Below are 23786 nucleotides of genomic sequence, written 5' to 3' on the forward strand. Positions count from 1 at the left end.
TAGGGTTTCATCATGAGACTCCTCAAAAGATTGGGGTAGTGCTATTATCCTCTATCCTTTACATAAAAGCACTACCTCCCCGTCAACGTATCCGCATAAGGATCCGGCAAAGCTTGCTGCACCTCCAAAAGCGGCAAAGGATCTCCAGTCAACTGTTGGCTAATCAAATTTTTTTTTACCCCATCCCCCTTGCGATCGCGCTCTTGCAAATGCGATAATTCCTCTTGATAAACCGCAAGAATCCGCGCCAAACTCGCCGCCAAATCATCCCAATTCTCATCTCCTCCCAACTTCTCAGAAATTCCCTCAAATAACTCTCCCGCTTGCCTTTTTTGAACATAAGCTTTCAAAAGCTTTCCCGACTTTTGCAAAACGGCCTGATAAATATCCCCATCAGACCACCACAGACCCTGTTGACTCAGCAGCCAAGTCAAAATATACTCGCGAGCGTGTTGCTCCTTCACCCAGGCCGCGAGATACTGCAAATCTTCCATAGTTACAACAGTCTCCTCAATTGTCCTTAAAATGTCCGCTTGTTTGTATCTACCGTTACTGCGATCGACATAATACCTGCCTTATCATCACCTGCCCGCGTCATTAATATCCCTTAAATCTTAAAAAAACCCTACTGATTTACCAAACAGCAATTCTGAGAATATAAAAATAAACCTAAACCTCCTAGGTCTATTGTCCAATACTTTTAGTCCACCGGAAAGCGGTACACCCCGCCTCGCTTTCCTCTCTCGCAAATCAATCCTCAAGCGGGAACAACAAGCGGGTTATTAGCATGACAAAGCAAAATTTTGGTTTAATCGGTCTAGCAGTGATGGGCGAAAACCTAGCGCTCAACGTCGAAAGCAGAGGCTTCTCCGTGGCTGTGTACAACCGCACCGCAGCCAAAACCGACGACTTCATGGCACAACGCGCCCCCGGCAAGAACATTGTAGGCACCAAGACTCTGACAGAATTCGTCGATGCCCTAGAAACCCCGCGCCGAATCTTAGTCATGGTGCAAGCTGGGAAACCCGTAGATGCGGTCATCGACCAGCTCAAACCCATGCTGTCACCGGGCGACATGATTATTGACGGCGGCAACTCGCTATACGACGACACCGAACGCCGCACCAAAGATTTAGAATCGATGGGACTGGGATTTGTCGGCATGGGCATCAGCGGTGGCGAAGAAGGCGCGCTGAATGGTGCTAGCTTGATGCCCGGTGGCACCCGCACTGCTTACGGCCTACTAGAGCCCATTCTCACCAAAATTGCGGCTCAAGTAGATGACGGCCCCTGCGTCACATTCATCGGCCCCGGTGGCGCCGGTCACTACGTGAAAATGGTTCACAACGGTATTGAGTACGGGGATATGCAGCTCATTGCTGAAGCCTACGATTTGCTCAAAAACGTTGGTGGATTGAACGGCCAGCAGTTGCAGGAAGTTTTTGCCGAATGGAATACCACAGACGAACTCAACTCGTTTTTGATTGAAATTACGGCTAATATTTTCAAGTACAACGACCCAGAAACTAAGCAACCCTTAGTTGAGGTAATTATGGACGCAGCCGGCCAAAAAGGCACCGGCCGCTGGACTGTTATGAGTGCTTTGGAATTGGGCGTGAGCATTCCTACAATTATCGCTGCTGTGAATGCCAGAATCATGTCTTCTTACAAAGACGAGCGCGTTAAAGCTTCCCAAGTACTGACGGGGCCTAGCGGCAAGTACGAAGGCGATACTAAAGAGTTTGTGAACAAAGTCCGGGATGCGCTTTACTGCTCGAAAATTTGCTCCTACGCGCAAGGAATGGCACTGTTAAGCGCGGCATCGAAGTCGTACAATTACGATTTGAGTTTGAGCGAAATTTCCCGAATTTGGAAGGGTGGCTGTATTATTCGGGCTGGATTTTTGGACAAGATTAAAACAGCTTTCAAGGACGATCCCACGTTGCCGAATTTGCTGTTAGCGCCGGAGTTCAAACAGAGCATTCTCGATCGCCAATCGGCTTGGCGAGACGTGTTAGCTACTGCTTGCCAACTGGGGATTGCAGTGCCAGCATTTAGCGCCTCGCTGGACTATTTCGATAGCTACCGGCGCGAAAGATTGCCGCAAAACCTCACGCAAGCTCAGCGTGATTATTTCGGGGCTCACACCTACGAGCGCACCGACAAACCGCGCGGCGAATTCTTCCACTCTGAGTGGACGCAGACTGCTAAAGAATCGCTGCAAACCGGTACTACCGATTAATTAATTTTTGTAGGGTGCGTTTCGGCGCACCTTACAGATAGAACATGAGATTACTGCCAACTAATCTTTTTCCTGAATCCACACCGATACTGAACCGCCTTGACAGCGAAACTCGCCCCAACCCCACTCGTTAGTAGAAACAGGTTCCTGAATATGCCCTGTTAAGTCCACAAACTTAGCATGAGGTTTACCAACTTCCATCCACTTGAAACCCTCCGGGCCGTCACTCATAATTACTGCCATTGCCTGTGGATGTTTCCCATTGCCCAATCTCGTCCAGCCAATGGTATTCCAATGATCGAAATAGTCATGTTGAGGGCCGTAGGCGAAGTTTTTGCGAGCATGGAGAAACTTGTCAATTAACGATCGATGAGAGGGCAAAACAATTTTATACCGCTTGCCATCACGCCCCCAATCTTCATATTCTGCACCGTAATAATCGCCGTAGAAAACGCACGGATAACCTTCTCTTCGCAATAAAATAATCGCATAAGCAAGAGGTTTAAACCACGGTTCTACAACAGATTCAAGTGCTTGCAGCGGTTGGGAGTCGTGGTTTTCGACAAACGTTACTGCATGAGTCGGTTGCTGCTGCATCATTGTACCGTCTAAGATGCGCCGCATATCGTAGTTACCGCCCTGTTGGCTGGCGTAATGAAAGTTGTAATGCAGCGGCACATCAAAAACTGACATTTTGCCCTTAACTGAACCGACATACCAGTGCAGGATATCGATATTTGGTGCCCAATACTCACCGACAACAAACAAATCTTTGCCGACATATCGCTCCATTTCATCCAACCATTCCGGAAAAAACCAAGACGATATGTGCTTGATGGCATCTAAACGGAAACCCTCGGCACCTGTTGTGTCGAGATACCACTTACCCCAGCGTGTAATTTCATCTCGTACCCATTGATCTTGGAAATCCAAATCGCACCCCATTAAATATGCAAAATTGCCATTTTCTAGGGCAACATAGTCATCAAACATTTTCCCTTCTACCAAATAGACTGTGCCGCGATCGTCTGGATTGTATTCGTTGTAGTCTACTGCGTCAAAATGCCACCAGTGCCATTCAAATTGGGAATATTTACCTTTGCGTCCGGGAAAGTTAAAATGAGTGTAGCTTTTGATTTCTTGCAACCAACCTTTGGGATTTAGCCGATCGTGGTAAGGATAAGGAGTTGCCTTAAATATCTCTGCTGCATCTGCACCAATTTTATGGTTGATAACTACATCGGCATAGATTTGGATCTGAGATTGGTGCAGGGCTGCGATCGCATTCAAATATTCCTGCTTAGTACCATATTTGGTGCGAATTGAACCTTTTTGGTCGAATTCTCCCAAATCAAATAAGTCGTAAACCCCATATCCAACGTCGCTTTGCCCGCCCATTCCTTTGTAAGCTGGGGGCAGCCACAGTGCCGTAAAACCCGCATCAGCCAATTCTTTCGCTTGATTTTTCACCTCATCCCACAGGGTTCCTCGATCGGGAATGTACCAGTGGAAATATTGCATCATCGTGCCGTTGATATCTGCCATTTTTCACCCTTGCCTTGAGATGATACTGACAATTTAAGGCGATCTTAGGCTACAGCCTTGCCCATTGTCACTGTATCCCCATTAATTTTTTCTAAAACTCCGGTTTGGGTGTGATTAAAGTTTTGTTACAGTTTTCAACTATAACATCCCTTGACTTTCGCCTGACTCTTTGAACCATACTTGAACTTGAGTGCAGACAAAAAGCCCAATTCCTAGATCGGAAATCTAAAAGAATCACTAAGTAAGCTCACAAGGTACTTGTGAACTTACTTGTTATCTTAGTAAATAACTATACTGAGCAAATCTGCTACCATCAGAATTACTCCTTATTAAAAAAATGTAATTTTATGAAATCTTTTATTGGAAGAGCCGCTGCCGTTTTGGGTGTGATTGCGACATCGGTATTGGATACATTGAAAGAAGAAAAGGAAAAACAGCGTTTATTAGACAGTGGTATTCTGGAAGTGGATGAGATGACGGGCAAAGAGTTTGAAAAATTTTTAGAGTTTCATTTTAGAAACTTTGGTTATGGTGTTACTTTAACTCAAGATAGTCAAGATTATGGGGCGGATTTAATTTTATACAAAGATGGATTAAAAACTGTGGTTCAAGCGAAAAGAAGCAAAAATCCAGTTGGAATTAAAGCAGTTCAAGAAGTAGCGGGAGCGGTCAGACATTACAAAGGAAATAAAGGAAGAGTAATCACGAACAACAGATTTACAGAAAATGCTTACAATCTTGCTAAATCTAACGACGTAGAGTTGTGGGATAGAAAAAAACTCATCGAATTTATCTTGACAGCTAAGAACTGTAAATAACTTATATACTAAACTAAGTTATATATAAAAGATGCACTGCTTTCCCAGTATCTTTAATTTCACTGATGATGGATCATGCTACAAATTTCTAATACAGTGTTCATAGACGATCGCGAAATCGAGATTAGTGCGATTCGCTCTCAAGGTGCGGGGGGGCAAAATGTAAATAAGGTGGCGAGTGCGATTCACTTGCGCTTTGATATCCCAGCTTCCTCATTGCCCGATCGCTACAAGGAGCGTTTGTTGCAAATCAACGACCAGCGCATCACCTCCGAAGGTGTGATTGTCATCAAGGCGCAGGAACACCGCAGCCAGGAACAAAACCGGGAAGAGGCTTTGAGACGGCTGCAAGAACTGATTAAAAGTGCGATCGTCATACCGAAAAGGCGCAAACCCAGCAAAGCAACTCGCAGTTCCCAGCGCAAGCGTCTCGACAGCAAAACCAAGCGAGGGCAGATTAAAGCTCTGAGAGCGAAAATTACGGATTGAGGGATGAAAGGTTGATCGGGCTTCTGAGTTTTTAATTATAGCCTTAGTATTTTCCGGGCTTGGGCGCATGACTCAAGCGCTTTTCCCTAGACATTTCCGAACCCCTGCAGGTTAGTTGTCGTTAGGCGAGAGCTATCGACTTGGTAAGTCATCGGGAATTTTGGTTACATCTAATCCTAAAAGCTCAAACATAGTTTTTAGAGAAACCTGGTACAGGTTAGCCAGTGCAGCTACGTTTTCAACATTTGGCATGGACTTTCCTGATTCCCAGTCAGCTTGCATCCGCTCAGAAACGCCGATATGTTGTTTGACTTGAGGGCGGGTTAGGCCAGCTTGTTCTCTGAGAAGCCTTAATGGAGACTTGTCCTTTTCTTGCAAATTTTCTTCCACAGTGCATGAAGTTTGTTTCATGAAGCGAACCTCTTGACATGGTTGTTTAGATGAAGTAGACTTCATGTATAGCGACCAAACAAAGGCCCCCTGGCGAGCCTACTTTCGTCAAAATGCAGGTTTGAAAGACCGCCTTATTTTTCGTGTCTATCAATCGTGCCTGCATACCCAAGCGTATTTTTGCGGCTTGGGCGCATACCTCAAGCCTCTTTTCCTCAAGGCCGAGGAGGTGATGTCATGTAAAAGGTCGATCGACCTCACAGGACAACACAACTCAAAATTGTATCAAAGATCCAGACCAAAACTTCTCCTTTGCGATCGCACAACTTCCGTGCTATCGTGCCATTTCTCGAACCATTCCCGATCATGCCCACATCTATTGACAACTTCTACCTAGGCGATGTCGCCTCCAACTTTCACTTTGCAGGCCCGCTGCTAGACTTTGAAGAAGAAATCCAGAATCAATCTCCCTTTCACGATTTAGACTACCTGACAGGCGAAATTAAAAGGGGATTCCTAGACTACGTGCGTCAAGGAATCATGCTGGACGCGATCCGAAAACTGCGATTGTACAAAAACAAGTTCAAAACTTTTAAAACTTACTGCGAACAAGCATTAGGCAGGCAGTATTTTTACTGCACGCAAATTATCAAAGCTGCTGGCATTTGCCTGCGCTTAATTAAAGCCGGATTTGAGATTTTGCCTAGCTGCGTCGCTCAAGTTGTTCCTTTGTTCAAACACGCAATTACCGACCAATATGGCGACTGTCGTTTACAGGAAAAGTGGCAAGAAGTTGTCGATGTCATCCCCAAAGAAAGGATTACCGCAGTAACTATTGCCGAAACAGTTGACAACAATCCCAACCTCCGGCTAAAACAAATTCGCATTAAAACCGACACCTACGCCCTTTTAACGAAAAAAGCAGCCGCAGCCGGACTGTCAATTTCGGAGTTTTTGGCAAGGTTGGTTGGCGAATACAATCCCAGAAATTTAGACCAGCCAGCAGAACATACTCCCGAACAAGAGGAGATTTTAGACCAATTAGACGCGGAGTTTAAGAAGCCGGCAACGGAACAGACTTCAACTTCTGCCCCAGGAAAAGTTAAGTCTAAAGGTTTTGGAGTCAAAGTTGACCCTAAAGGTGGTAAAAGAGAAGTTAAGGCGAAAACTTCGGAAAGGGAAGTTAAGGCGAAAACTTCGGAAGGTGAAGTTAAGTTCAAAAATCGGCAAAGTGAAATCAAAGCCGAGAAACAGTCGAATTCATTTAATGAGAAAAATCATGAAGTCATCTGCCCAAAATCCAATCATGCGTCAACTGAAATTAATGGAGGTTCAACTGAACGAAATTCAGTGCCACCTTATTAAAGCCACAGTGTTGAATTGGTGGCAAATAGTTTTGCCTGACGGACAGAAGATTGCGATCGAACACGCGGGCGGCGGACACTGGATTTTTCGGGCTAACGGGCTTGAGAAATCTCATCCAGAAGTGCGGCTAGCGGTGTTAAGGGCGATCGCCGAAGGCTGTCGCCGATAAGTTACGGCTAAGGACACGGCGCGGTGCCGTGTCCTGAGATGGACTGGCGGACTGGTGGGCTGGGGGCGATCGACATTGCTTAAGGTTGCGATCGGAATTTCCCAACTGTGGGGCCAAGTTAAAATTTCCCGCGTTGTGGGTCCAGGGCAAGCGTCAAGGATATATTATCGGGTTTGGGGAGCAATGCCTTAGCAGAGCCTATTCATACATCTAAGCCAAGCAGCATTAGGCTAGCCCTCAATTCGTGACATTTTCTTCCCCGACTATACTCAAAAGACATCTCGAATAATCAATTTGAAATCCTTACTCAACCATCATATCAAATCTGTTAGCATCAGAATTACTCCTATCTCTCTACTCTTTATCTGCGTTAATCCTTTGTCATCTGCGCTTGCTAAAATTCTATTTTTTTACCGCAGATGAGGGCAGACAAACACAGATTAACGCCGATGAATTATATCAATTTTCGTTGCACCATCCAGCGGGAATTGTTGACTGTTGACTGGATTTGACTATTTCGATGCAAGCGGAATTTATCTCATTCAGTTTTTCGACTGACAGTTAACAGCTAACAGTCAACAATCATCAGGAGTGCAACCGTAGTTAATATTACTCTATTGGATGAAGCAATTTCTCAATTGTCTCCACTAATGTTTCAGGCTCAACAGGCTTGGGAAGATGCCTTTGAAATCCGGCTGCTAGTGCTTGCTTTTGATTGGTCTCCCCTGCATACGCTGTCAGGGCGATCGCGGGAATCTCTCCTCCCTCCTGTGTGGAAAGTTGTCTCACTTGACGAATCAACATATAGCCATCAATTTGTGGCATTCCAATATCAGCAATCAAAACATCTGGCTTAGATTCATTGAGTTTTTGTAGTGCATCTTTTGCTGAAGATACAGAGATAACTGTGGCTCCCGCTTCCTCCAAAATACATTGAACTAACTCTAAATTGTCTACTTCGTCATCGACGGCCAGGATACATAATCTAGCCAATGGTAAACAGTGAGATTTGAGTGAGAGATTATCGTTGCGATCGCTGTTTGCATAATTGCTTCTGGCGAATAAAGGAAGTGTGACAGTAAATGTTGCTCCCTGTCCTTCTCCAAAACTTTCGGCTTTGACAGTTCCACCATGTAGCTCAACGACGTGACGCACGATCGCTAATCCCAGCCCTAATCCACCAAATGTTCTCGTAATACTGCTATCGGCTTGTCGAAATGTGTCAAATACATAGGGAATAAATTCTGGCTTAATCCCTTTCCCTGTATCCCTGACTTGAATTTGAGCAAAGGAATCAATTTTTTTTAGCTCAACTTCAACTCTACCTCCAGTGGGGGTAAACTTAATGGCATTGGTGAGCAAATTCCAGACAACCTGTTGCAATCGGGTAGCATCTCCTAACACATCGCCGACATTGGGTTCTAGCTGAGTTTGAAGTTGAATGTTTTTCGCTTCGGCGGCTAAACTAACTGTTTCGATCGCAGCTTTAAGAGTTGTTTTCAAATTAATAGGAGTAGAGTTCAAACTCAGCTTCCCTTGCAGAATGCGAGAAATATCTAGCAAATCCTCAATCAGTTGAACTTGCAACTCGGCGTTGCGTTCAATTGTTTCGAGAGCTACCGCCGTCTTGCCAGAATCCAAGGTTCCCCTTCGCAGCAGCCGAGTCCAACCCAGAATCGGATTCAACGGAGTTCGCAATTCGTGCGACAAGACAGCTAAGAACTCATCTTTAATTCGGTTAGCTGCTTCTGCTTGTGTCCGTGCTTGCGATTCTGACTCGTAGAGCCGTGCTCGGTCGATCGACTGCGCTGACTGCTGTGCCAGTGCCAAAACGAAAGCCCGATCGCTCTCACAAAGCTGGGGAAGGGTGGAAAAACTCAGCGACAGTCCACCAACGGCTTGTCCTTCAATCAACAATGGCACTGAAATCCAGGCTTTTGAACCAGCCTTGGCATAAGCTTGGGCTAAATCAGGATAACGGGCAATTCGGTTTTCGATAGTTTCTAGCCAAACAGGTTGCCCACTTCGCACGGCTTCTGCCAGAGGATAGGGTGCATGAATCGAAAAACTGCGCTGAAATTCTGCTACGTGCTCGTACCCGATGGCTTTAATAATCTCCAGTTCGCTTGCATCCTGGTTTAATACCGCAACCAAACCACAACTTGCTCCGAGTGCGGACATTCCCTGTTCAATAATCACCTGAGCCACTTGAGCCGAGGTTAGGGATTCAGACAAAGCTGTCATCACCGTCAGCAGTCGAGCCGTCCGGTTAGCAGCGAGTTCGGCGGCTAATTTCGCTTGTTGTGTTTCATTATAGAGACGAGCGTTATCAATGGCGATCGCTGCTCGCTGAGCCAAATCTTCCGCCAAGGGAATGTCTTCTAGGCGATAGCGGCGATCGGATTCAGTAAACACAAAGGTAATGCTACCCAACACGCGCCCGCGTGCCTGTAGCGGTGCAATGATGCAGGACTTTAACCCAACTCCACGTATGATTTCCAGGTATTCAGCATTCGGCACTGCGGCAACTAACTGTTCATCTGTAATCTCAATCCCAATTTCAACCTGTCCTGTTTGCATCACTTTAGCAATGCCATACCCATCATCGAGATGTCTGGGAAAGCGTTGAGCCAACTCCCAGCCAAACTTCACTTTTTCGGGATCTGAATGAGCAACTGCAACCCGGCCAATTGTGCGATCGTCATTCAGCAGATCGACACTACACCAATCTGCAAAATAAGGAACTGCCAGCTTTGCAACGCTTTGGAGAGTTTGTTCATACTCTAGTGAAGAGGAAAGGACAGCACTCACTTGGGCTAAAAATGCTGATTTTTCCTGAGAAACCTCTGCTAAAGCACGGGCTGCCTGTTCTTGAACAAGCTGTACTCGTTCGTCTTCGGTTTGCTTGCGTTCAGTAATGTCGCTGAAAGCAGCAATGATATTGATAATTTGTCCCTCTGCGTCAAACAAAGGGGAAGCATTGATCGAGAGAATCCTGCGAGTTCCATCGGCATGGCTAATGCCATGTTCAATACCATAAACAGGCTCACCTGTTTGCATAACCCTCGCAAATGGGAGTTCCTCTTCTGGGAAAGGATGACCCTCCACGGTTGTAATGAACCAGGATGGATCGTTATAGCCTCGCTCCAGAATGTCGCTGCTAGTTAATCTTAAAATCCTCTCTGCTGCCTTATTCGCGGCAATAATCTGTCCGGTAGAATCTAGAATGGTGATGCCATCAGGAATAGTTTGGAAGATGCTAGATAATTGCGCTTCACCCTCACGCAGAGCAGTTTCTGCCTGCTGGCGTTGTGTAATGTCGTGCATCACGACAACAGCACCCTGTTTTTCGCCGTTTGCGGCAATAATTGCCTGTCCAGTTGCTAACAGCATTCGCGCCGTTCCATGCTGCGGAACAATCATCATTTCCACATCACGAACGTTCTGTCCTTGCAATGCCTGGAACAGGGGAATATCCTCTGTATTCATGGGTGTTTTGCCGTCGGGCAAATACAAGTTATAATACTGGGCCCATTGCTCCGGTGGAACTGGCTGCTGAGGTAGTCCATGAAAATCTTTAGCTGCTTGGTTAAATACCGTCAATATGCCCTCGGCATCGCAAGCTACAATGCCAGCTTGAACGTTGTTTAGAATTGCCTTCAAAAAGTCCTGTTTTTTCTGGAGAGTGGCTTCCACCTGCTGGCATTTGGCGATTTCGGCTTTCAATTGTCGATCTAGTTGAGATGTTTGAGTCGTATCTTGGAAGTAAATAAGTAAGCCATTTTCACTCTTGATGAGGCGAATTCTCAACCACTTGTTGAGTGAGGGGTAGTGTTCTTCAAACTCGATCGCCTTTGGCGTTGCGATCGCTTGATGACAATACTTATATAGCTCAGAAGTAAGATCGACCGAAAATATAGTCCATATATTTTTGCCTATCAGGTGTTGCCACTTCTTGTTTAAAAGCTGCTCTGCTTTATAGTTGACATAGGTGCAGTGCCACTCTGAATTAATAGAAATAAAAGCCTCAGTCATGTGAGCGACTATCACCGCAAATCGTCGTACTTCGAGTGCTGGGCAGTGCGTACATAGCTCTTGAGGGAAATTTACAGTAAGCTCTTGTCCATGATTCAAGGAGTGTGTACGTTCTACATTCATTGCGGTTAGTCCTGCCTATTTACCTATTATGCCAGTTATTGTTAGGGAATCAAGATATAATATGCCCAAAACCTAAGTCATTCAGTGTTTAAGCACACGGGCGATCGCCACTCATGGGACAGCACCGCTAAAAATTCGTCTTGAATCCGGTTAGCGGCTTGTGCTTGAGGCCGTGCAAGACGATCGCATTCTAACTGTTGTTCTCTTTCTTTTTCTGCTTGCTTGCGCTTTGTTCACGGATGGGGATAGTGCCGACGAGAATCGGGCTATCGTTTCTTTAACACCGAACTCATGCAAACTACGCAACTGCCCAGCAACAGCCTCGACGAAACGTGGCGACTGTACTAAATCTCTGGCCTAGACATATTCTGTCATTCCTAATTAATAATGCCAAATCCACCAGTTTGGTTGTAGAAACAACAAAACCCGCTTTGTGGGCGGGTTTTAGGTGACAAAACTGGACTCTAAAAAGTGACCCCTACAATGGCATTGTAGTGCTCTAACCAACTTAGCTATGCGATCGCCTCCGCACTTATCCACCGTTAAAAATTTGCTTAGCGGTCAAATTTAACTCGGGAAACACCGCTGATTCAATCCTTTCCTCTGACCGAAACAGCTTAATTTGATACTCACCATCTACTAACTGATAAACCGATAAAGTAGGCTGTTTAGGATAACCAATATAACGGCTACACCCTAAACCCAAATAATCTACAATCCAATATTTAGGAATGCTTAATGCTTCACACTCAATCATTTTATGTGCACAATCATCCCGCCAATTTGTGCTGACAATTTCAATAATTAATTTAATCGAATTTTCCTGAGTAATAACTGATTCTCTTTCCTATCTAGACTCATTGGCTTCTACGGCTTGTTTATCTAATACAATCACATCTGGATCGTAGCCAGAGTTATCGTTAAATTTAATTGTAGATTCCTTCGGAATAAAGTAAGGAATTTGGTTGTAATCGCCTGATTTACAAACCCAATTCGGTCGCCTGAAAACCCGCACTCGCTGAATGTTTACCAGTTGGATTGGGCATTTCAACCATAAATCCGTTATGTAATTAATAGCGTCCGTTTTCTGGTTTCCATTCCAGGAATTCATCAAAAGTCATTAACTTAGATATTGCTTGAGTCATGGTAAAGTCTCCAATGCTCTAATATCATTAATATCATTTGATTCTGATTCAGTAGGGTGCGTCAGATTTTTAAGTTCATTATCTAACTAATAGGTTAATTGTCTAGGGAAAGAAAAAACTCTCGGTAGGAGGGCAAACCTAAAACCCTTGATTTATAAATGATGGAAATTTATGGACACAACTGGACTCGAACCAGTGACCCCTACGATGTCAACGTAGTGCTCTAACCAACTGAGCTATGCGTCCTCACGGATTCCTAATGTAGCAGAACATTCGATCGCCTGTCAAGCAGAAATATGAGATTTTTTTAAGCGGGCACTCTTGACATCGCCCTTAATGCCCAATCCCCCGCCAAATCTTCACAGTTCGATCGCCCGCACCGCTAGCCAAACTCCCTCCATCAGCACTAAACGCCACCGACAAAACCTCCCCCCCGTGGCCCGTCAGAATTTCCAGCAAACCCCCCGTACCCGCATCCCACAAATAAATCGTGCCATCCCGACTCCCCGTCGCCAAAACCCGACCATCAGGACTGAACGCCACACACAAAACATCCCCAGAATTGTCCCTCATACTCCGCAGCAGTGTCCCTCGCCCCTGTGCATCCACCCGCCACAGCTTCGCCGTACCATCCCGACTGCCACTCGCCAAAATTAATCCTTCTCCTACTCCCCCCCTTACCAAGGGGGGGCTGGGGGAGGTCTGACCGGCAGGGGACACAGAGGAAGTCAATCCTTCTCCTACACCCCCCCTTACCAAGGGGGGGGTCGCAGCAAAAACGATCGCCCGCACCCAATCCCCGTGCTCCGCCAGAGTACAAATCGATCGACCTTTTTGCCAATCCCACAACTGCACAGTCATATCCCGACTGCCACTAGCCAAAAACTCCCCGCCAGGACTAAAAGCCACCGCCTCCACCCCGCCAGCGTGACCCGTCAAAGCCGACATCCGCCTTCCCTTATTCAAATTCCACAACTGCACAGTTTTGTCCCGACTGCCACTAGCCAAAACCTGACCATCCCGACTAAAAGCCACAGCATAAACCCTGTCTTCGTGACCCCGCAAAGCGTACCACCACTTACCCTTATTCAAATCCCAAATTTGAATTGTTTTATCACGGCCGCCACTAGCCAAAGTAGCGCCATCAGGACTAAACGCCACACAAGTCACCCAGTCAGAATGACCCGTGAGAGTGTACCACCGCTTACCGGTCTCCAACTTCCACATCTCAATCGTCTTGTCCTCACTGCCGCTAGCTAAAGTCGCGCCATCAGGACTGAAAGCTACCGACGTGACAGCATTAGAATGCCCTACGAGAGTGTGAACACACCTCCAAGTAGGCGCGCGCGCGGGTACAACCCGCTGCATCGGCGGCACAGGTATAATTGTGCCTGCAACCGTTGGCGGCACTGCATTCTGCAACGCAGGGGTTCTCTGCGGCATGGAAATTTTAGGCGCTGGTAGCGGCGGTGTCCCCGTTCCCGCCCCCGCCGACTGCAGCTGCAAATCTTTCAATACCTCAGCTACTGATTTGTAGCGCCGGCTGAGACTTGATTCGATCATTTTGTCGAGGATGCGACTTAATTTCGGATCGATTTGAACTTTTAAAAAGTCTCGCCAAACCCAAGCATCTCGATTGATATCAAACAAATCAAAAGGAGATATTTGAGTCAGCAAATAAATGCAAGTTACTCCCAAACTGTACAAATCGCTGGCATAAACCGCTTGACCTCTAATTTGTTCCGGCGCCACAAATTCGGGAGAACCGATGACTGTACCGGTTTCTCTCAAACCCTCCACAACTTTTGCAGCGCCAAAATCAACTAAAACTAATTCCCCGGTTAATGTTGGGTAAGTATAAATGATGGGAGTTTGAGAAATGCGGCGGCGGATAATATTGGGCGGTTTAATATCTCGGTGAATTACACTGCGATCGTGTACGAACTGCAATACTGGCAATAAATCCTTCAGCAGACTGAGAATCTGACTTTCGCTGAAAGGCCCAGTCCGTGCCAACTCTTCCTGTAAATTCTGACCTTCTATAAATTCCTGTACCAGATACTGATAACGTTCCTGCTGAAAGTGCGCTAGCAGTTCGGGAATTTGCGGGTGTTTCCCCAATTCGTCCAGCCGCACCGCTTCTCGGTTGAATAATTCTGCTGCTTTTTCGCTGCTGCTGGTACCTTGAGATAGCGGGAAAAACTGTTTAATTGCACAGCGGGGTTTGGAGGGTTTGTCTTCGTCTATTGCTAAAAAAGTGCGACCAAAACCGCCGCGCCCCAGGGGTTTGATGGCGCGGTAACGCTCTCTCAGCAACAGTTTGGAGCCGCAATTCAGGCAGAATTGGGTACGATCGGCATTTTGCGGGTTTTGACAGGCGGGGTTTAGGCAGTAACTCATAACTGAACCGAGAAGGAATCAGCAGCACATCTCTATGATACTGAGGCCGGGGGGCGATCGACTCTCGCGTTACAATTAAAAACCACAGGACTTTAGCCCTCAGAATTTAAGATGTGGCTTTCACTTTCAGAGCATACTCTTTAAACCTTTCCAAATCAGCCTGAATTGTCGATTCAACCACGCGGCCCAGAAATAGGTTATCCATCAATTTTCCCAGCCAGCCGGGAATTCCGTAAGCCACTGTCAGCTTGACGATACTGCTGTCTTTGCGATCGTAAAATCTTACGGCACCTCGATTTGGTAAGCCGTCTACCGATTCCCACTGAATTATCTGATGCGGCACTAATTTGAGAATCCGAGAAAGCCAGCTAAATTCTAACCCGCCAGTTGCGAGTTTCCAGCGAGACAATTCTGGATCTTCTTCGAGAACATGAACAGATTCTATCCACTTCATCCAGCGCGGCATTTGCTCTAAATCTGACCAGAGTTGCCACGCTAATTCGATGGGAATTGCTACTTCTACTTGGACACTGTGTTCTAACCAATCAGTCATGCGATTTTAGATTTTAGATTGAAGAATTGTTTCTTTTTTGTTCCCAGGGAGAGCCTGGGAACAAGAGAAAACGAGAGAGGACTAATGACTAATGACTGTAAGCTTCGAGAATTGCCTTAGCCGCTTGATGGCCTGAAAGTGTCGCTCCTTCCATGCTATCGATGTAGTCTTGCTGAGTGTAACTTCCTGCTAGAAAGAAATTGGCTATCGGAGTTTTTTGAGCAGGGCGGAAAACATCCATTCCCGGTGCTTCGCGATACAAAGATTGAGCGAGCTTAACTACACTGTACCAAGTCATGTTTAATTCCCGCGCTGAGGGAAATAAATCCTGAACTTGCTTAAGTACGTGTTGGGCGATCGCCTCATTGCTTTGTTTAATAAACGGATCTCCCGGTGTCAGCACCAACTGCAGCAGCGAACCTTTTCCTTCTTGATAATAATCTTTGGGACTTGTCAGCGCCAAATCTGCAAAACAAGAAAAATCTGCATCTGCTGAATATAGCAAATTATCGATTCCTACAGCGTGACTCAACTGTTTGCGCTTGCCTTCGTCTTCCAGTTCCGTTACCCAACCGTCAAACCGCAATTGTACTGTAGCAACCGGCACCGCATCTAATTTATAAATGTTGTCAAATTCTGACCATTTGCGCCAAGCTGGGGGCAATATTTTCTGAATTCCTGGCACGTCGCAGGCGAAAACATAAGCGTCGGCGGTAATATTTTCTTCTGTTTCGCCGTTAGCTACTAGCAAGCCTGTTACGCGGGTTTCTTCGCCTTCTTCAAACTGAATTTCTCTTACTCTGCGCCGCGTGTAAATTTTTGCTCCTTTCTTTTCCAAATATTCCACAATTGGCTTGTGCAAATATTCGTTGGGAGAACCGGCTAGCATCCGCATGACAGAGGCTTCGGTTTTTGATGCAAAGAATTGAAATATTGTCAACATACACCGCGCAGAAATATTTTCAGTGTCGATAAAACCCAGTGCGTAGGCGATCGGATTCCACATTCTTTTGAGCGAGTTTTGGTTGCCACCTTGGCTGCGGAACCAGTCAGCGAAGCTAATTTTATCCAAATCGCGGATAGTTTTCATTGCCCCGTCAAAGTCTATCAAACCTCGGACGATCGGGCTAGTTCCCAGGGCGATCGCATTTTGAATTTTGTCTTGTACGGATAGCTGAGATGTCGTGAAAAATGCCTTCAAACCGTGCAAAGGAGCACCCACCGGAAAGCGAAAATCTAAAGAACCTGTTTCGCCACCTCGATTGATAAAAGTGTGGACGTGTTCTTTGAGGATCAAATCGTCAAAAGCTCCCACTTTTTTCATCAGGGCAAATAAGTTATAATAACAGCCGAAGAAGACGTGCAAACCCATTTCAACGTGATTGCCGTCGGGATCTACCCAACTGCCGACTTTGCCGCCGACAAAGGGGCGGGATTCAAAAATTTCTACTTCGTGGCCGGCCTCCACTAAATCGACTGCTGTGGTCATTCCAGCCAGTCCCGCACCTGCGATCGCAACCCGCATTTTACCTATCCTTTCCCGTATTTTTACAGATTGTAACAAATTTTAGAATTTCCGAAACATTCAAAGTTCATAAATGCCGATCGACACTTGTACAGCCCTCTGAATTCTTGCTAGGACATCGGCACTAATTTGACCGTAAGGACCTTGTTCTAGGAATGTCTGCCGCAAAGCAGAAACGTTTTCACATACAGCTAGAGAATCAGCTTGCAATCCTCCCTCACCCGGAGGAATCAAGACGCGAGTAGGATTTTCTACTCCTGCAAGGTTACTTGTGAAAGGAACAACAATTACAGAATCAGTAAACTCGTTGCGGATATCGGGAGAAACCACAACTACAGGTCTTTTTTTTGTATCTCCTAACTGACGTAAAGCCCTAGAAAGATAAATCTCACCTTGGCGGGGATAAGTTTTTACTGTTGAGTTATAGTCCGTCGCTGCTCCATGTTTCTTCTATCTGTTCCTCTACCAAATTAAACCATTGTTTTTCATCCTCAATATCTTCTTGGCTGCGGTTTTGATAAAATTTCCGCAACTTGTCTTCTATTTGCTTAGCGTACCAGAGACGGAGAGCTTGTTCGATCGCCTCCGTCCAATTATCAGTAAATTGGTCTATTTTCTCCGCGAATTCAGCATCAAGGGCGACTAACACTTCTCGCTTTTGAGTATAATTTGACATAATCATTCTCCTTAATAATTTAAGAACTACGGTGCGCTGCGGCGCACCTTGCAAATTACTTTTACCTCTTTCTTCTTAAAACAGTCAACAGTCAACAGTCAACTAACTTCAAAACATCGGCATCAACTGAAGCGGCCCAATTCCCAACTCTTTAGCAGACACCCAGCGCACCTCAAGCAAAGCGATCATATCCTTAAACTGAGGCTGACCGCGAGAAGCACCCATCAACCCTTTAGCAATAATCAAACCGCACCAACCGTTGGTTAATTTACAGCGGCGATCCCACTTCTTGCGAGCTTCCTGATGCACCGGATCGTCTTCATTAAACTCTCCAAACAAATACAGCTCCCCATTTTTGGTTTGCAAAATACCCAAGTCATATTGCTCATCCTGAAAAGGATTTTCGCCCGGATTAAAACCAATCCCCTTCACGCCTCCAGCTTCTTTCAAATCCTGAATCATAGTTTTTGCCTTCGGATGAGAAGTTTGGATCATCACCACCGGCAAACCATCTCCGGCGGTATTAATATCAATTTCTGCACCTTGGTGAAACTGGACACTTTGGCGCAGGAAATCTACCGTTTCCCAAGGTACGGCGCCGAGACTCAAAAATGAATTTTGCGGCACCAAATCGTCCCGCAGCAGTGGCGTGTCAAATTCATCATCATCATCGTCATCATCGTCATCATCGTCATCACCGAGCATCTGTAATAATTCGTCTGATACCTCGGGCATCGTGGAAACTTTAACGGATACCTGTTGAATTTCTCCGTCAGCCTGCGGAACGGGGATGCGGTAGCGGCTGCTAAGACTGGGAAAAGTGTCCGATCCCAATTTCCGGCGACCGTTGCGGAAAAAGCGATGAAATGCTTCGAGAGCCACTAACATCGTGAGAGCTTCTTCTTCGTAAAGAATCGATCGCAATCCTTCTAAAGGATGCAGGTTGCCGAAATTTGGTTCAATTTCCGATGGAGGCAAATCGGCTAAATCAATTTCTTCGTCGTCGTCCTCATCAATATCTGCTGCACTTTCAAAGGTAACAAACAAACAGTCTTGCCCTAAAAAAGCCTGTTCTAAATCTTCAAAAGATTCATCGTTGACGACTCGTTCTCGAAACCGTTTCAAGGATTCTAGAGAACGGTACAGTAAAACTCCATAATCCATTCTGGCTTGCCCCAATACCGACACGTAGAGGCTGCCGACATCCCACTGATTGATTTCAATAGATATAATTTGGTGTTCGCTCAAAGTCCGCCACGGAGCATCATGCCAAATTTGAGCAGCTTTTTCCATTAAAACTTCAGCATACTGAGGGGGTAACTCAGGAGGTCTGTTGATCGCCACCTCTTCCATGCCGCGAAATATTTCGTCAATTAAGGGCAATTCCGGCACGTAGTCAATGGAAATGCTTAAATCTTGAAGTACGCCCCGCAGATAAAATTGAATTTCTCGGTTTTTAACTACTATTTTTTGGGGGCGGACTGCGGGAGCCGGACTTTGGGGATGTTCCATTGCCCGTAGCAGGGCCCGGACGATCGCCTCTGGGCCAGCATCTGGGCCTACCATGTCCATAGCCCTCACGACTCCTTCGGAGCCATCGACCCAGAGAATGCACTCGCCACCAGCTTCTAGAACGTCATCGTCATCTAGCATCATGTGTGAGTCAGCATTAGATAAGGGTCGGCGATCGCCCTCCCACACGCTGGGAATTTGAGGTAAGTTTTGTAGCCGACGAAGAGTAGAGCGATTCAGCGCTGCCATAGAGTAAGCCCGTTGGGTGAAGCATTGTTGCGGTGCCGATAGCCGGTCAACCGCTGCTTCTCAATCATAAACCCTATAGGGGGAGAGGACATCAAGCTGGGGAACGAGGCCCCACGGGAATTAAAAATTAGAAGCTAAAAATTCGGCCTTCAGCATCTAACCGAATGCCTTCTGGCGAATGCCTGTACAATGGAGCAATAAGATTAAACTCTTTGCATTAGACAGTCTCAGGAGTTCGGAAATTATGACTCAAGCCACTTCACAAAAGCGGGGAATTCAAATGACGGACTCTGCTATCCGTCAAGTTTTAGCCCTGAGAGAAAAACAAGGTAAAGACCTCTGCTTGCGGGTAGGGGTGCGCCAGGGCGGATGCTCTGGAATGTCCTACGTGATGGATTTCGCAGATCCAAGCACTGTGAAATCCGACGATGAAGTGTTCGACTACGACGGTTTTCAGGTAGTTTGCGATCGCAAGAGCATTCTTTATCTCTACGGTTTGGTTCTCGACTTCAGCGATGCTATGATTGGGGGCGGTTTTCAGTTTACTAACCCCAACGCAACTCAAACTTGCGGTTGTGGCAGTTCTTTTTCTACATAAATCGGAAAAGAGGGCATGGGGCAGAAAGTTGTTAACTGCCCCATGCCCTTTTCCGTGCAACATCCCAAATCTAAAATCTAAAATCGAATGACCCCTGAAGAATTGTTTAAAGACGGTTTCGATCGCTACCAAGCTGGCGAAGCCCCGGCTAATCTGATCCCCGTGTTTAAAGAAGTGTGCGAAAAAGCTCCCAAAAATGGCAATGCCTGGGCTAGCCTCGCGTGGCTCTACCTGTTGGAAAATAAACCTGCACCGGCTCAAAAGGCAGCGAAAACAGCCGTTAAATTGAACCCTCACGACCCCCAAGCTCGCATCAACCTAGCAGTAGCGATCCTGGATCTCAAAGATAAAGGAGTGCGCCCCCACGTAGAAGTGGCTCAGCAACTTCTAATGGCTTCGGAAGAGCTGCTCGACGAAGTTAAAAAAAATTTTGAAGAAGGATTAAAGAGAAAACCCGACTGGAAGAGTCTCGCCCGCGTTAAACAGTGGCTTCTGGAGCCGTAACCGCGCAAACAAGTCGATTTTTGGGCGGGGATCGAGGAAATCGGTTTTGCGGTTTATTACGACATCGTAATAAATCAATAAATAACTTTATGGAAAACTCAGAAAGTCAGTGCTAGTATTTGAAAACTTAGACGATTGACAAACCCGCTCAGCGGTTTTCAGATTTTTCTACGATAATACTAGGAGTTGTAAAAACATGAGCACTGACAGCCACGTTAACATCAAACCAGCAACCCGCAACCACAAAGGTTTCTTTATTCAGCCAGCTTCTTACAAGTTGATGAGCATCGATAAATCCGGCTGGGCATTGATTTGCATGGACAAAGCAGTTTGTCACTACGTAGACCCGGATGATTTGCAATTGCCGAATAAATCGGGAATGTCTGAAGGTTAATTCTGAAGTTTTGAGAGACTTTAAGATGCTTTATTTGAGTAGCTGCCCTCTATGGAGGGCAGCATCTTTTTTTGGTCAGGAAAAACTCCGGCCACGCGCAGTGAATCGGGATTTATATCAATTCCGGTTGCACTCCTGCGGCATTGTTGACTGTTGACTGTTGACTGTTGACGGGCGGGTCGAAAAACTGAATGGTTGAGTGTTAACTGTTGACTCGATTTTATTATTCCGATGCAACCGGAAACGATATTAAGGGATAGAAGGAGAGAAGGAAAAATTACCGGTTAGACTTGAAGGCAAAAAGCATCTCCAACTCAGCAGTTGTCGGTTGTGTAGAAGCTGTGGCTACGCTAACTCCTCGGAGAGAATTGAGCAATTCAGCAGCGGGCGGCGAAACTAAATTTGGCTGTACTGCGAGCAAATATTGGTTAGCCCAAGACATGGTTTTTTCCATATCTATGTAAAAGTAACCTTGGTTGGCCCGCGGTAAAGAAGTAGCGATCGCCTGAAAACTCGGACTGCTGCTTAACGGTTGCGGTGGCGTCGAAGTAATCACATCAACTAAAGGCCCGCCAAAAGCTACAAACACAGAATTTTCATTCAGCCAACCGTGTCCGAATAAAGTGCCTTGCTGGGGTATTTGCCACTCCGTAACCTCTTTGCCTTGAACTTGTCTGGGGGCAACGCTGACTGTAGGATTGCTTTTGGCAATCGCATCAAGTTTTTTCAAGGTTGCTTCCGCTGCAGGGCGATCGCTGGTTTCAAAAATCATCGCCGCCCCCATCCCCAACTGAGACAAAATCCCTTGATTGGAACCGATCGCCCCGATCGCAAATTCCCCGTTCATCCAACCAAAAACATCACGATCCGCATCCAAATCCAACCGCTTAAAACTACTCCTCACCTGCTGAACTCCCCTGTCAACTTCCGGACTATCTTTTGCCTGGGCTGTCGCTTGCGACCAAATTTGATCTAGTCCCTTGCCGCCGACTAAAGCAATAGTTTCACCAGGAAATCTGGGCAACAATTTCGATGCGAATTGTGGATTTTGCTGCACAAATTTAGGGTCTAACTGAGCAATAGTTTTTACCCTCAATCCCTCACTATCTGCTCCAATTCCCGCTACCAAAGACTTAACTTGTTTGAACTGCGAAAACACTGTCCAAGGCAACTGGATATCTGCGGGCAAATTAGCTTTCAATTGCTCAATTGCAGCAGGATAGTCAGCAATATAAACAGTTGCGATCGGATTCTTGACACCAGCACTCTCTGCAAAAAACTTAGTTGTACTCTGCTGCGTAGCGAGGGAGGGTTCTCCTTTAAAAGTATCGATCGCCAATTCCACAGGCTTTCTCAAAGGAGCCATCACTAATTGGTCGTTCAGCAAAGCCACACTGTAGCGCTTGCCAGTTGGCTCTGCAATCTCAAAAATTTTAACTCCTTTATACTCGGTTTCTTGAGTAGTTGCACCGGGCTGAGATTTTAATTTATTAGCAAAATTCCAAGCGCTAATTTTATTTTTCACGCTGACTACTACCAGCAGTTTTGGAGGCTCTGTATTCGTCACAGCATCAGGGGGCAGCAAAGCGACCATCACCCCCCCTAACCAAGGCTTTAAGTCCCTGTCAAAGTCGATTTGAGTGCCTGCCAAGCTTTGTTCTTGAAAGCCCTTCAAACCCTGACCAATCAACTTTTGAGCCCCTGGCGTGCCAAATCGCTGCAACTTTGACAACGCTTGGGGATTGGGGGAGATAAACGCGGCCATCATTGCTTCGTCGGGCACAACTTTGGCGCTGTCTTGAGGGTTGGATACTTGTTGGCTCAAACCCTGGAAGTAAAAGTAGACCGCAGCGCTACCTGCTGCGGCGATGGAGGCAGCAATTAGAAGCTTTGATTTTTTTGCAGGCATGGTTTGTGTTCCTCGCGTCCTTTATCAGTTTAATGAAAATACACTTGGCTTGTGGGGAGGCGATCGGGCCGGCTCTTTATTTTTGTATAATTCAAAACAAGTTTGGACGATCGTCTAAACTGCTAGAACTGTGCATTATTGGTAAAAGATGAAAGTAGCGATCGCGGGAGCAACGGGATTTGTAGGTAGCCGGCTGGTGGAGAAGCTGCAAGCTGCGGGACATCAAGTGGTGGTTTTGAGCAGGGATGCGGCGAAGGCTGGCCGAGTTTTTCCGGCTTCAGCTTATCCGAATTTGGAAGTTGTCGCCTACACTCCTGCGGAGTCTGGTGATTGGCAAAAGTCGATCGCGGGCTGCGACGCTGTTGTCAATTTAGCAGGGGTTCCGATTGCGGAGGAAAGGTGGACGGAGGCGCGCCAGCAAGCAATTCTGGACAGTCGCAGACTGACGACGGCAAAATTGGTGGAGGCGATCGTCAATGCTAATCCTAGACCATCGGTGTTTGTTAGCGCATCGGCGATCGGCTATTACGGAACCAGCGAAACCGCTGAGTTTGACGAAACGAGCCTCGCAGGAAACGATTTTTTAGCAACAGTGTGCAAAGACTGGGAAGCAGCCGCCCAACCTGTCAAAAATGCGGGAACGCGGCTAGCAATTTTGCGGCTGGGGATAGTTTTGGGAATGGGAGGCGCGTTGGCAAAAATGCTGCCACCTTTTAAACTATTTGCAGGCGGGCCGCTGGGCACTGGGAAACAGTGGTTTTCTTGGGTTCATCGCGAGGATGTGGTTGATTTAATTTTGTACGCTTTGCAAAATTCGCAAGTTGAAGGCGTTTTGAATGCGACAGCACCGAATCCGGTGCGGATGAATGAATTGTGCCAAACTTTAGGGGAAGTTTTAAAGCGGCCTTCTTGGTTGCCGGTGCCAAGTTTTGCTTTAGAAATGCTGTTGGGAGATGGGGCAAAAGTTGTTTTGGAAGGGCAGAAAGTGTTGCCGAAACAAACTTTAGCTAGTGGTTTTCAATATCAATATCCGACGCTGAAATTAGCACTCGAAGAGATTTTATCGGGAAGTTAGGAACCTACAGAACAGAACCCGCCGAATAGAATTCGGGGCTAAAGAAACAAAGTCCGAGCTGAGAGGGACT

At 46.3% G+C, this 23786-nt stretch carries 22 protein-coding genes and 1 tRNA gene; 9 read left to right on the forward strand and 14 right to left on the reverse strand.

Annotation, left to right across the window (positions count from 1 at the left end):
- Positions 1-71: 71 nt before the first annotated feature.
- A complete protein-coding gene (locus QUA53_RS20715) occupies positions 72-494 on the reverse strand; it encodes a hypothetical protein (RefSeq protein ID WP_333099602.1) in 423 nt (140 codons plus the stop codon).
- A 293-nt stretch (positions 495-787) separates the two neighbouring features.
- Here QUA53_RS20715 and gnd point away from each other — a divergent pair, with 293 nt between their 5' ends.
- Positions 788-2242 carry a decarboxylating NADP(+)-dependent phosphogluconate dehydrogenase gene (gnd, locus tag QUA53_RS20720; RefSeq protein WP_333099601.1) on the forward strand — a complete coding sequence of 485 codons (1455 nt, stop codon included), beginning with the start codon at positions 788-790 and terminating at the stop codon, positions 2240-2242.
- Between the two features lie 60 nt (positions 2243-2302).
- Here gnd and QUA53_RS20725 read toward each other — a convergent pair whose 3' ends face one another.
- Positions 2303-3787 carry an alpha-amylase gene (locus QUA53_RS20725; RefSeq protein WP_333099600.1) on the reverse strand — a complete coding sequence of 495 codons (1485 nt, stop codon included), beginning with the start codon at positions 3785-3787 and terminating at the stop codon, positions 2303-2305.
- Positions 3788-4134: 347 nt separating this feature from the next.
- On the opposite strand from QUA53_RS20725, the gene QUA53_RS20730 reads away from it, so the two are divergent.
- Both QUA53_RS20730 and arfB read left to right on the forward strand, forming a co-directional pair.
- On the forward strand, positions 4135-4605 hold the full coding sequence (locus QUA53_RS20730; RefSeq protein ID WP_333099599.1) for a restriction endonuclease: 471 nt from the start codon (positions 4135-4137) through the stop codon (positions 4603-4605).
- A 75-nt stretch (positions 4606-4680) separates the two neighbouring features.
- Positions 4681-5094: an alternative ribosome rescue aminoacyl-tRNA hydrolase ArfB gene (arfB, locus tag QUA53_RS20735; RefSeq protein WP_333049207.1), complete on the forward strand. Its 414-nt coding sequence runs from the start codon at positions 4681-4683 to the stop codon at positions 5092-5094.
- Positions 5095-5226: 132 nt separating this feature from the next.
- Here the strand turns inward: arfB and QUA53_RS20740 are convergent, their stop codons facing one another.
- Positions 5227-5505 (reverse strand): helix-turn-helix transcriptional regulator, encoded by a 279-nt coding sequence (locus QUA53_RS20740; protein ID WP_333099598.1) that lies wholly within the window; start codon positions 5503-5505, stop codon positions 5227-5229.
- A 345-nt stretch (positions 5506-5850) separates the two neighbouring features.
- On the opposite strand from QUA53_RS20740, the gene QUA53_RS20745 reads away from it, so the two are divergent.
- Both QUA53_RS20745 and QUA53_RS20750 read left to right on the forward strand, forming a co-directional pair.
- Complete coding sequence (locus tag QUA53_RS20745; RefSeq protein WP_333099597.1) at positions 5851-6849, forward strand: hypothetical protein; 999 nt, start codon at positions 5851-5853, stop codon at positions 6847-6849.
- A 7-nt stretch (positions 6850-6856) separates the two neighbouring features.
- Entirely contained in the window at positions 6857-7018 is a 162-nt protein-coding gene (locus tag QUA53_RS20750; RefSeq protein ID WP_246276752.1) for a hypothetical protein, read from the forward strand.
- A 609-nt stretch (positions 7019-7627) separates the two neighbouring features.
- On the opposite strand, the gene QUA53_RS20755 is transcribed toward QUA53_RS20750, so the two are convergent.
- The 10 genes from QUA53_RS20755 to QUA53_RS20800 all read right to left on the reverse strand — a co-directional run bounded on the left by QUA53_RS20755 (position 7628) and on the right by QUA53_RS20800 (position 19236).
- On the reverse strand, positions 7628-11176 hold the full coding sequence (locus tag QUA53_RS20755; RefSeq protein ID WP_333099596.1) for a PAS domain S-box protein: 3549 nt from the start codon (positions 11174-11176) through the stop codon (positions 7628-7630).
- Between the two features lie 532 nt (positions 11177-11708).
- On the reverse strand, positions 11709-12008 hold the full coding sequence (locus QUA53_RS20760; RefSeq protein WP_333160148.1) for a Uma2 family endonuclease: 300 nt from the start codon (positions 12006-12008) through the stop codon (positions 11709-11711).
- Positions 12009-12023: 15 nt separating this feature from the next.
- Positions 12024-12287 carry a hypothetical protein gene (locus tag QUA53_RS20765; RefSeq protein ID WP_333099595.1) on the reverse strand — a complete coding sequence of 88 codons (264 nt, stop codon included), beginning with the start codon at positions 12285-12287 and terminating at the stop codon, positions 12024-12026.
- Between the two features lie 206 nt (positions 12288-12493).
- Positions 12494-12567, reverse strand: a tRNA-Val gene (locus QUA53_RS20770).
- 87 nt (positions 12568-12654) lie between these two features.
- Positions 12655-14721, reverse strand: coding sequence for a serine/threonine-protein kinase (locus QUA53_RS20775; RefSeq protein WP_333099594.1), 2067 nt, complete (start codon positions 14719-14721; stop codon positions 12655-12657).
- A 106-nt stretch (positions 14722-14827) separates the two neighbouring features.
- Entirely contained in the window at positions 14828-15274 is a 447-nt protein-coding gene (locus tag QUA53_RS20780) for an SRPBCC family protein (RefSeq protein ID WP_333041342.1), read from the reverse strand.
- A gap of 88 nt (positions 15275-15362) precedes the next feature.
- Positions 15363-16799 (reverse strand): 9,9'-di-cis-zeta-carotene desaturase, encoded by a 1437-nt coding sequence (gene zds, locus QUA53_RS20785; protein ID WP_333099605.1) that lies wholly within the window; start codon positions 16797-16799, stop codon positions 15363-15365.
- A 60-nt stretch (positions 16800-16859) separates the two neighbouring features.
- Entirely contained in the window at positions 16860-17186 is a 327-nt protein-coding gene (locus tag QUA53_RS20790; RefSeq protein ID WP_333099604.1) for a type II toxin-antitoxin system PemK/MazF family toxin, read from the reverse strand.
- Positions 17187-17220: 34 nt separating this feature from the next.
- Positions 17221-17475, reverse strand: coding sequence for a hypothetical protein (locus QUA53_RS20795; RefSeq protein ID WP_333099593.1), 255 nt, complete (start codon positions 17473-17475; stop codon positions 17221-17223).
- 108 nt (positions 17476-17583) lie between these two features.
- Positions 17584-19236, reverse strand: coding sequence for a DUF6930 domain-containing protein (locus QUA53_RS20800; RefSeq protein ID WP_333099592.1), 1653 nt, complete (start codon positions 19234-19236; stop codon positions 17584-17586).
- Between the two features lie 244 nt (positions 19237-19480).
- Here QUA53_RS20800 and QUA53_RS20805 point away from each other — a divergent pair, with 244 nt between their 5' ends.
- The 3 genes from QUA53_RS20805 (at position 19481) to QUA53_RS20815 (ending at position 20732) form a co-directional block, all read left to right on the forward strand.
- Entirely contained in the window at positions 19481-19834 is a 354-nt protein-coding gene (locus QUA53_RS20805; RefSeq protein WP_333075296.1) for an iron-sulfur cluster assembly accessory protein, read from the forward strand.
- An 87-nt stretch (positions 19835-19921) separates the two neighbouring features.
- Positions 19922-20338, forward strand: a complete 417-nt coding sequence (locus QUA53_RS20810) for a tetratricopeptide repeat protein (protein ID WP_333041347.1) — start codon at positions 19922-19924, stop codon at positions 20336-20338.
- A 196-nt stretch (positions 20339-20534) separates the two neighbouring features.
- Positions 20535-20732: a hypothetical protein gene (locus QUA53_RS20815; protein ID WP_006632682.1), complete on the forward strand. Its 198-nt coding sequence runs from the start codon at positions 20535-20537 to the stop codon at positions 20730-20732.
- 277 nt (positions 20733-21009) lie between these two features.
- Here the strand turns inward: QUA53_RS20815 and QUA53_RS20820 are convergent, their stop codons facing one another.
- Positions 21010-22641: a DUF3352 domain-containing protein gene (locus QUA53_RS20820; RefSeq protein WP_333099591.1), complete on the reverse strand. Its 1632-nt coding sequence runs from the start codon at positions 22639-22641 to the stop codon at positions 21010-21012.
- Between the two features lie 148 nt (positions 22642-22789).
- Between QUA53_RS20820 and thyD the strand changes: the two genes are divergently transcribed.
- Positions 22790-23716 (forward strand): thylakoid membrane protein ThyD, encoded by a 927-nt coding sequence (gene thyD / locus QUA53_RS20825; protein ID WP_333099590.1) that lies wholly within the window; start codon positions 22790-22792, stop codon positions 23714-23716.
- Positions 23717-23786: the final 70 nt, after the last annotated feature.

Origin of the sequence: Microcoleus sp. Pol12B3 (assembly GCF_036701355.1) — a bacterium.
Taxonomy (GTDB): domain Bacteria; phylum Cyanobacteriota; class Cyanobacteriia; order Cyanobacteriales; family Microcoleaceae; genus Microcoleus.

Bases quoted from the DNA above. Each gene is read 5' to 3' on its own strand.
- QUA53_RS20715 (WP_333099602.1), bottom strand. From the start codon at position 494: ATGGAAGATTTGCAGTATCTCGCGGCCTGGGTGAAGGAGCAACACGCT.
- gnd (WP_333099601.1), top strand. From the start codon at position 788: ATGACAAAGCAAAATTTTGGTTTAATCGGTCTAGCAGTGATGGGCGAA.
- QUA53_RS20725 (WP_333099600.1), bottom strand. From the start codon at position 3,787: ATGGCAGATATCAACGGCACGATGATGCAATATTTCCACTGGTACATT.
- QUA53_RS20730 (WP_333099599.1), top strand. From the start codon at position 4,135: ATGAAATCTTTTATTGGAAGAGCCGCTGCCGTTTTGGGTGTGATTGCG.
- arfB (WP_333049207.1), top strand. From the start codon at position 4,681: ATGCTACAAATTTCTAATACAGTGTTCATAGACGATCGCGAAATCGAG.
- QUA53_RS20740 (WP_333099598.1), bottom strand. From the start codon at position 5,505: ATGAAACAAACTTCATGCACTGTGGAAGAAAATTTGCAAGAAAAGGAC.
- QUA53_RS20745 (WP_333099597.1), top strand. From the start codon at position 5,851: ATGCCCACATCTATTGACAACTTCTACCTAGGCGATGTCGCCTCCAAC.
- QUA53_RS20755 (WP_333099596.1), bottom strand. From the start codon at position 11,176: ATGAATGTAGAACGTACACACTCCTTGAATCATGGACAAGAGCTTACT.
- QUA53_RS20765 (WP_333099595.1), bottom strand. From the start codon at position 12,287: ATGAATTCCTGGAATGGAAACCAGAAAACGGACGCTATTAATTACATA.
- QUA53_RS20775 (WP_333099594.1), bottom strand. From the start codon at position 14,721: ATGAGTTACTGCCTAAACCCCGCCTGTCAAAACCCGCAAAATGCCGAT.
- QUA53_RS20780 (WP_333041342.1), bottom strand. From the start codon at position 15,274: ATGACTGATTGGTTAGAACACAGTGTCCAAGTAGAAGTAGCAATTCCC.
- zds (WP_333099605.1), bottom strand. From the start codon at position 16,799: ATGCGGGTTGCGATCGCAGGTGCGGGACTGGCTGGAATGACCACAGCA.
- QUA53_RS20795 (WP_333099593.1), bottom strand. From the start codon at position 17,475: ATGTCAAATTATACTCAAAAGCGAGAAGTGTTAGTCGCCCTTGATGCT.
- QUA53_RS20800 (WP_333099592.1), bottom strand. From the start codon at position 19,236: ATGGCAGCGCTGAATCGCTCTACTCTTCGTCGGCTACAAAACTTACCT.
- QUA53_RS20805 (WP_333075296.1), top strand. From the start codon at position 19,481: ATGACTCAAGCCACTTCACAAAAGCGGGGAATTCAAATGACGGACTCT.
- QUA53_RS20810 (WP_333041347.1), top strand. From the start codon at position 19,922: ATGACCCCTGAAGAATTGTTTAAAGACGGTTTCGATCGCTACCAAGCT.
- QUA53_RS20815 (WP_006632682.1), top strand. From the start codon at position 20,535: ATGAGCACTGACAGCCACGTTAACATCAAACCAGCAACCCGCAACCAC.
- QUA53_RS20820 (WP_333099591.1), bottom strand. From the start codon at position 22,641: ATGCCTGCAAAAAAATCAAAGCTTCTAATTGCTGCCTCCATCGCCGCA.
- thyD (WP_333099590.1), top strand. From the start codon at position 22,790: ATGAAAGTAGCGATCGCGGGAGCAACGGGATTTGTAGGTAGCCGGCTG.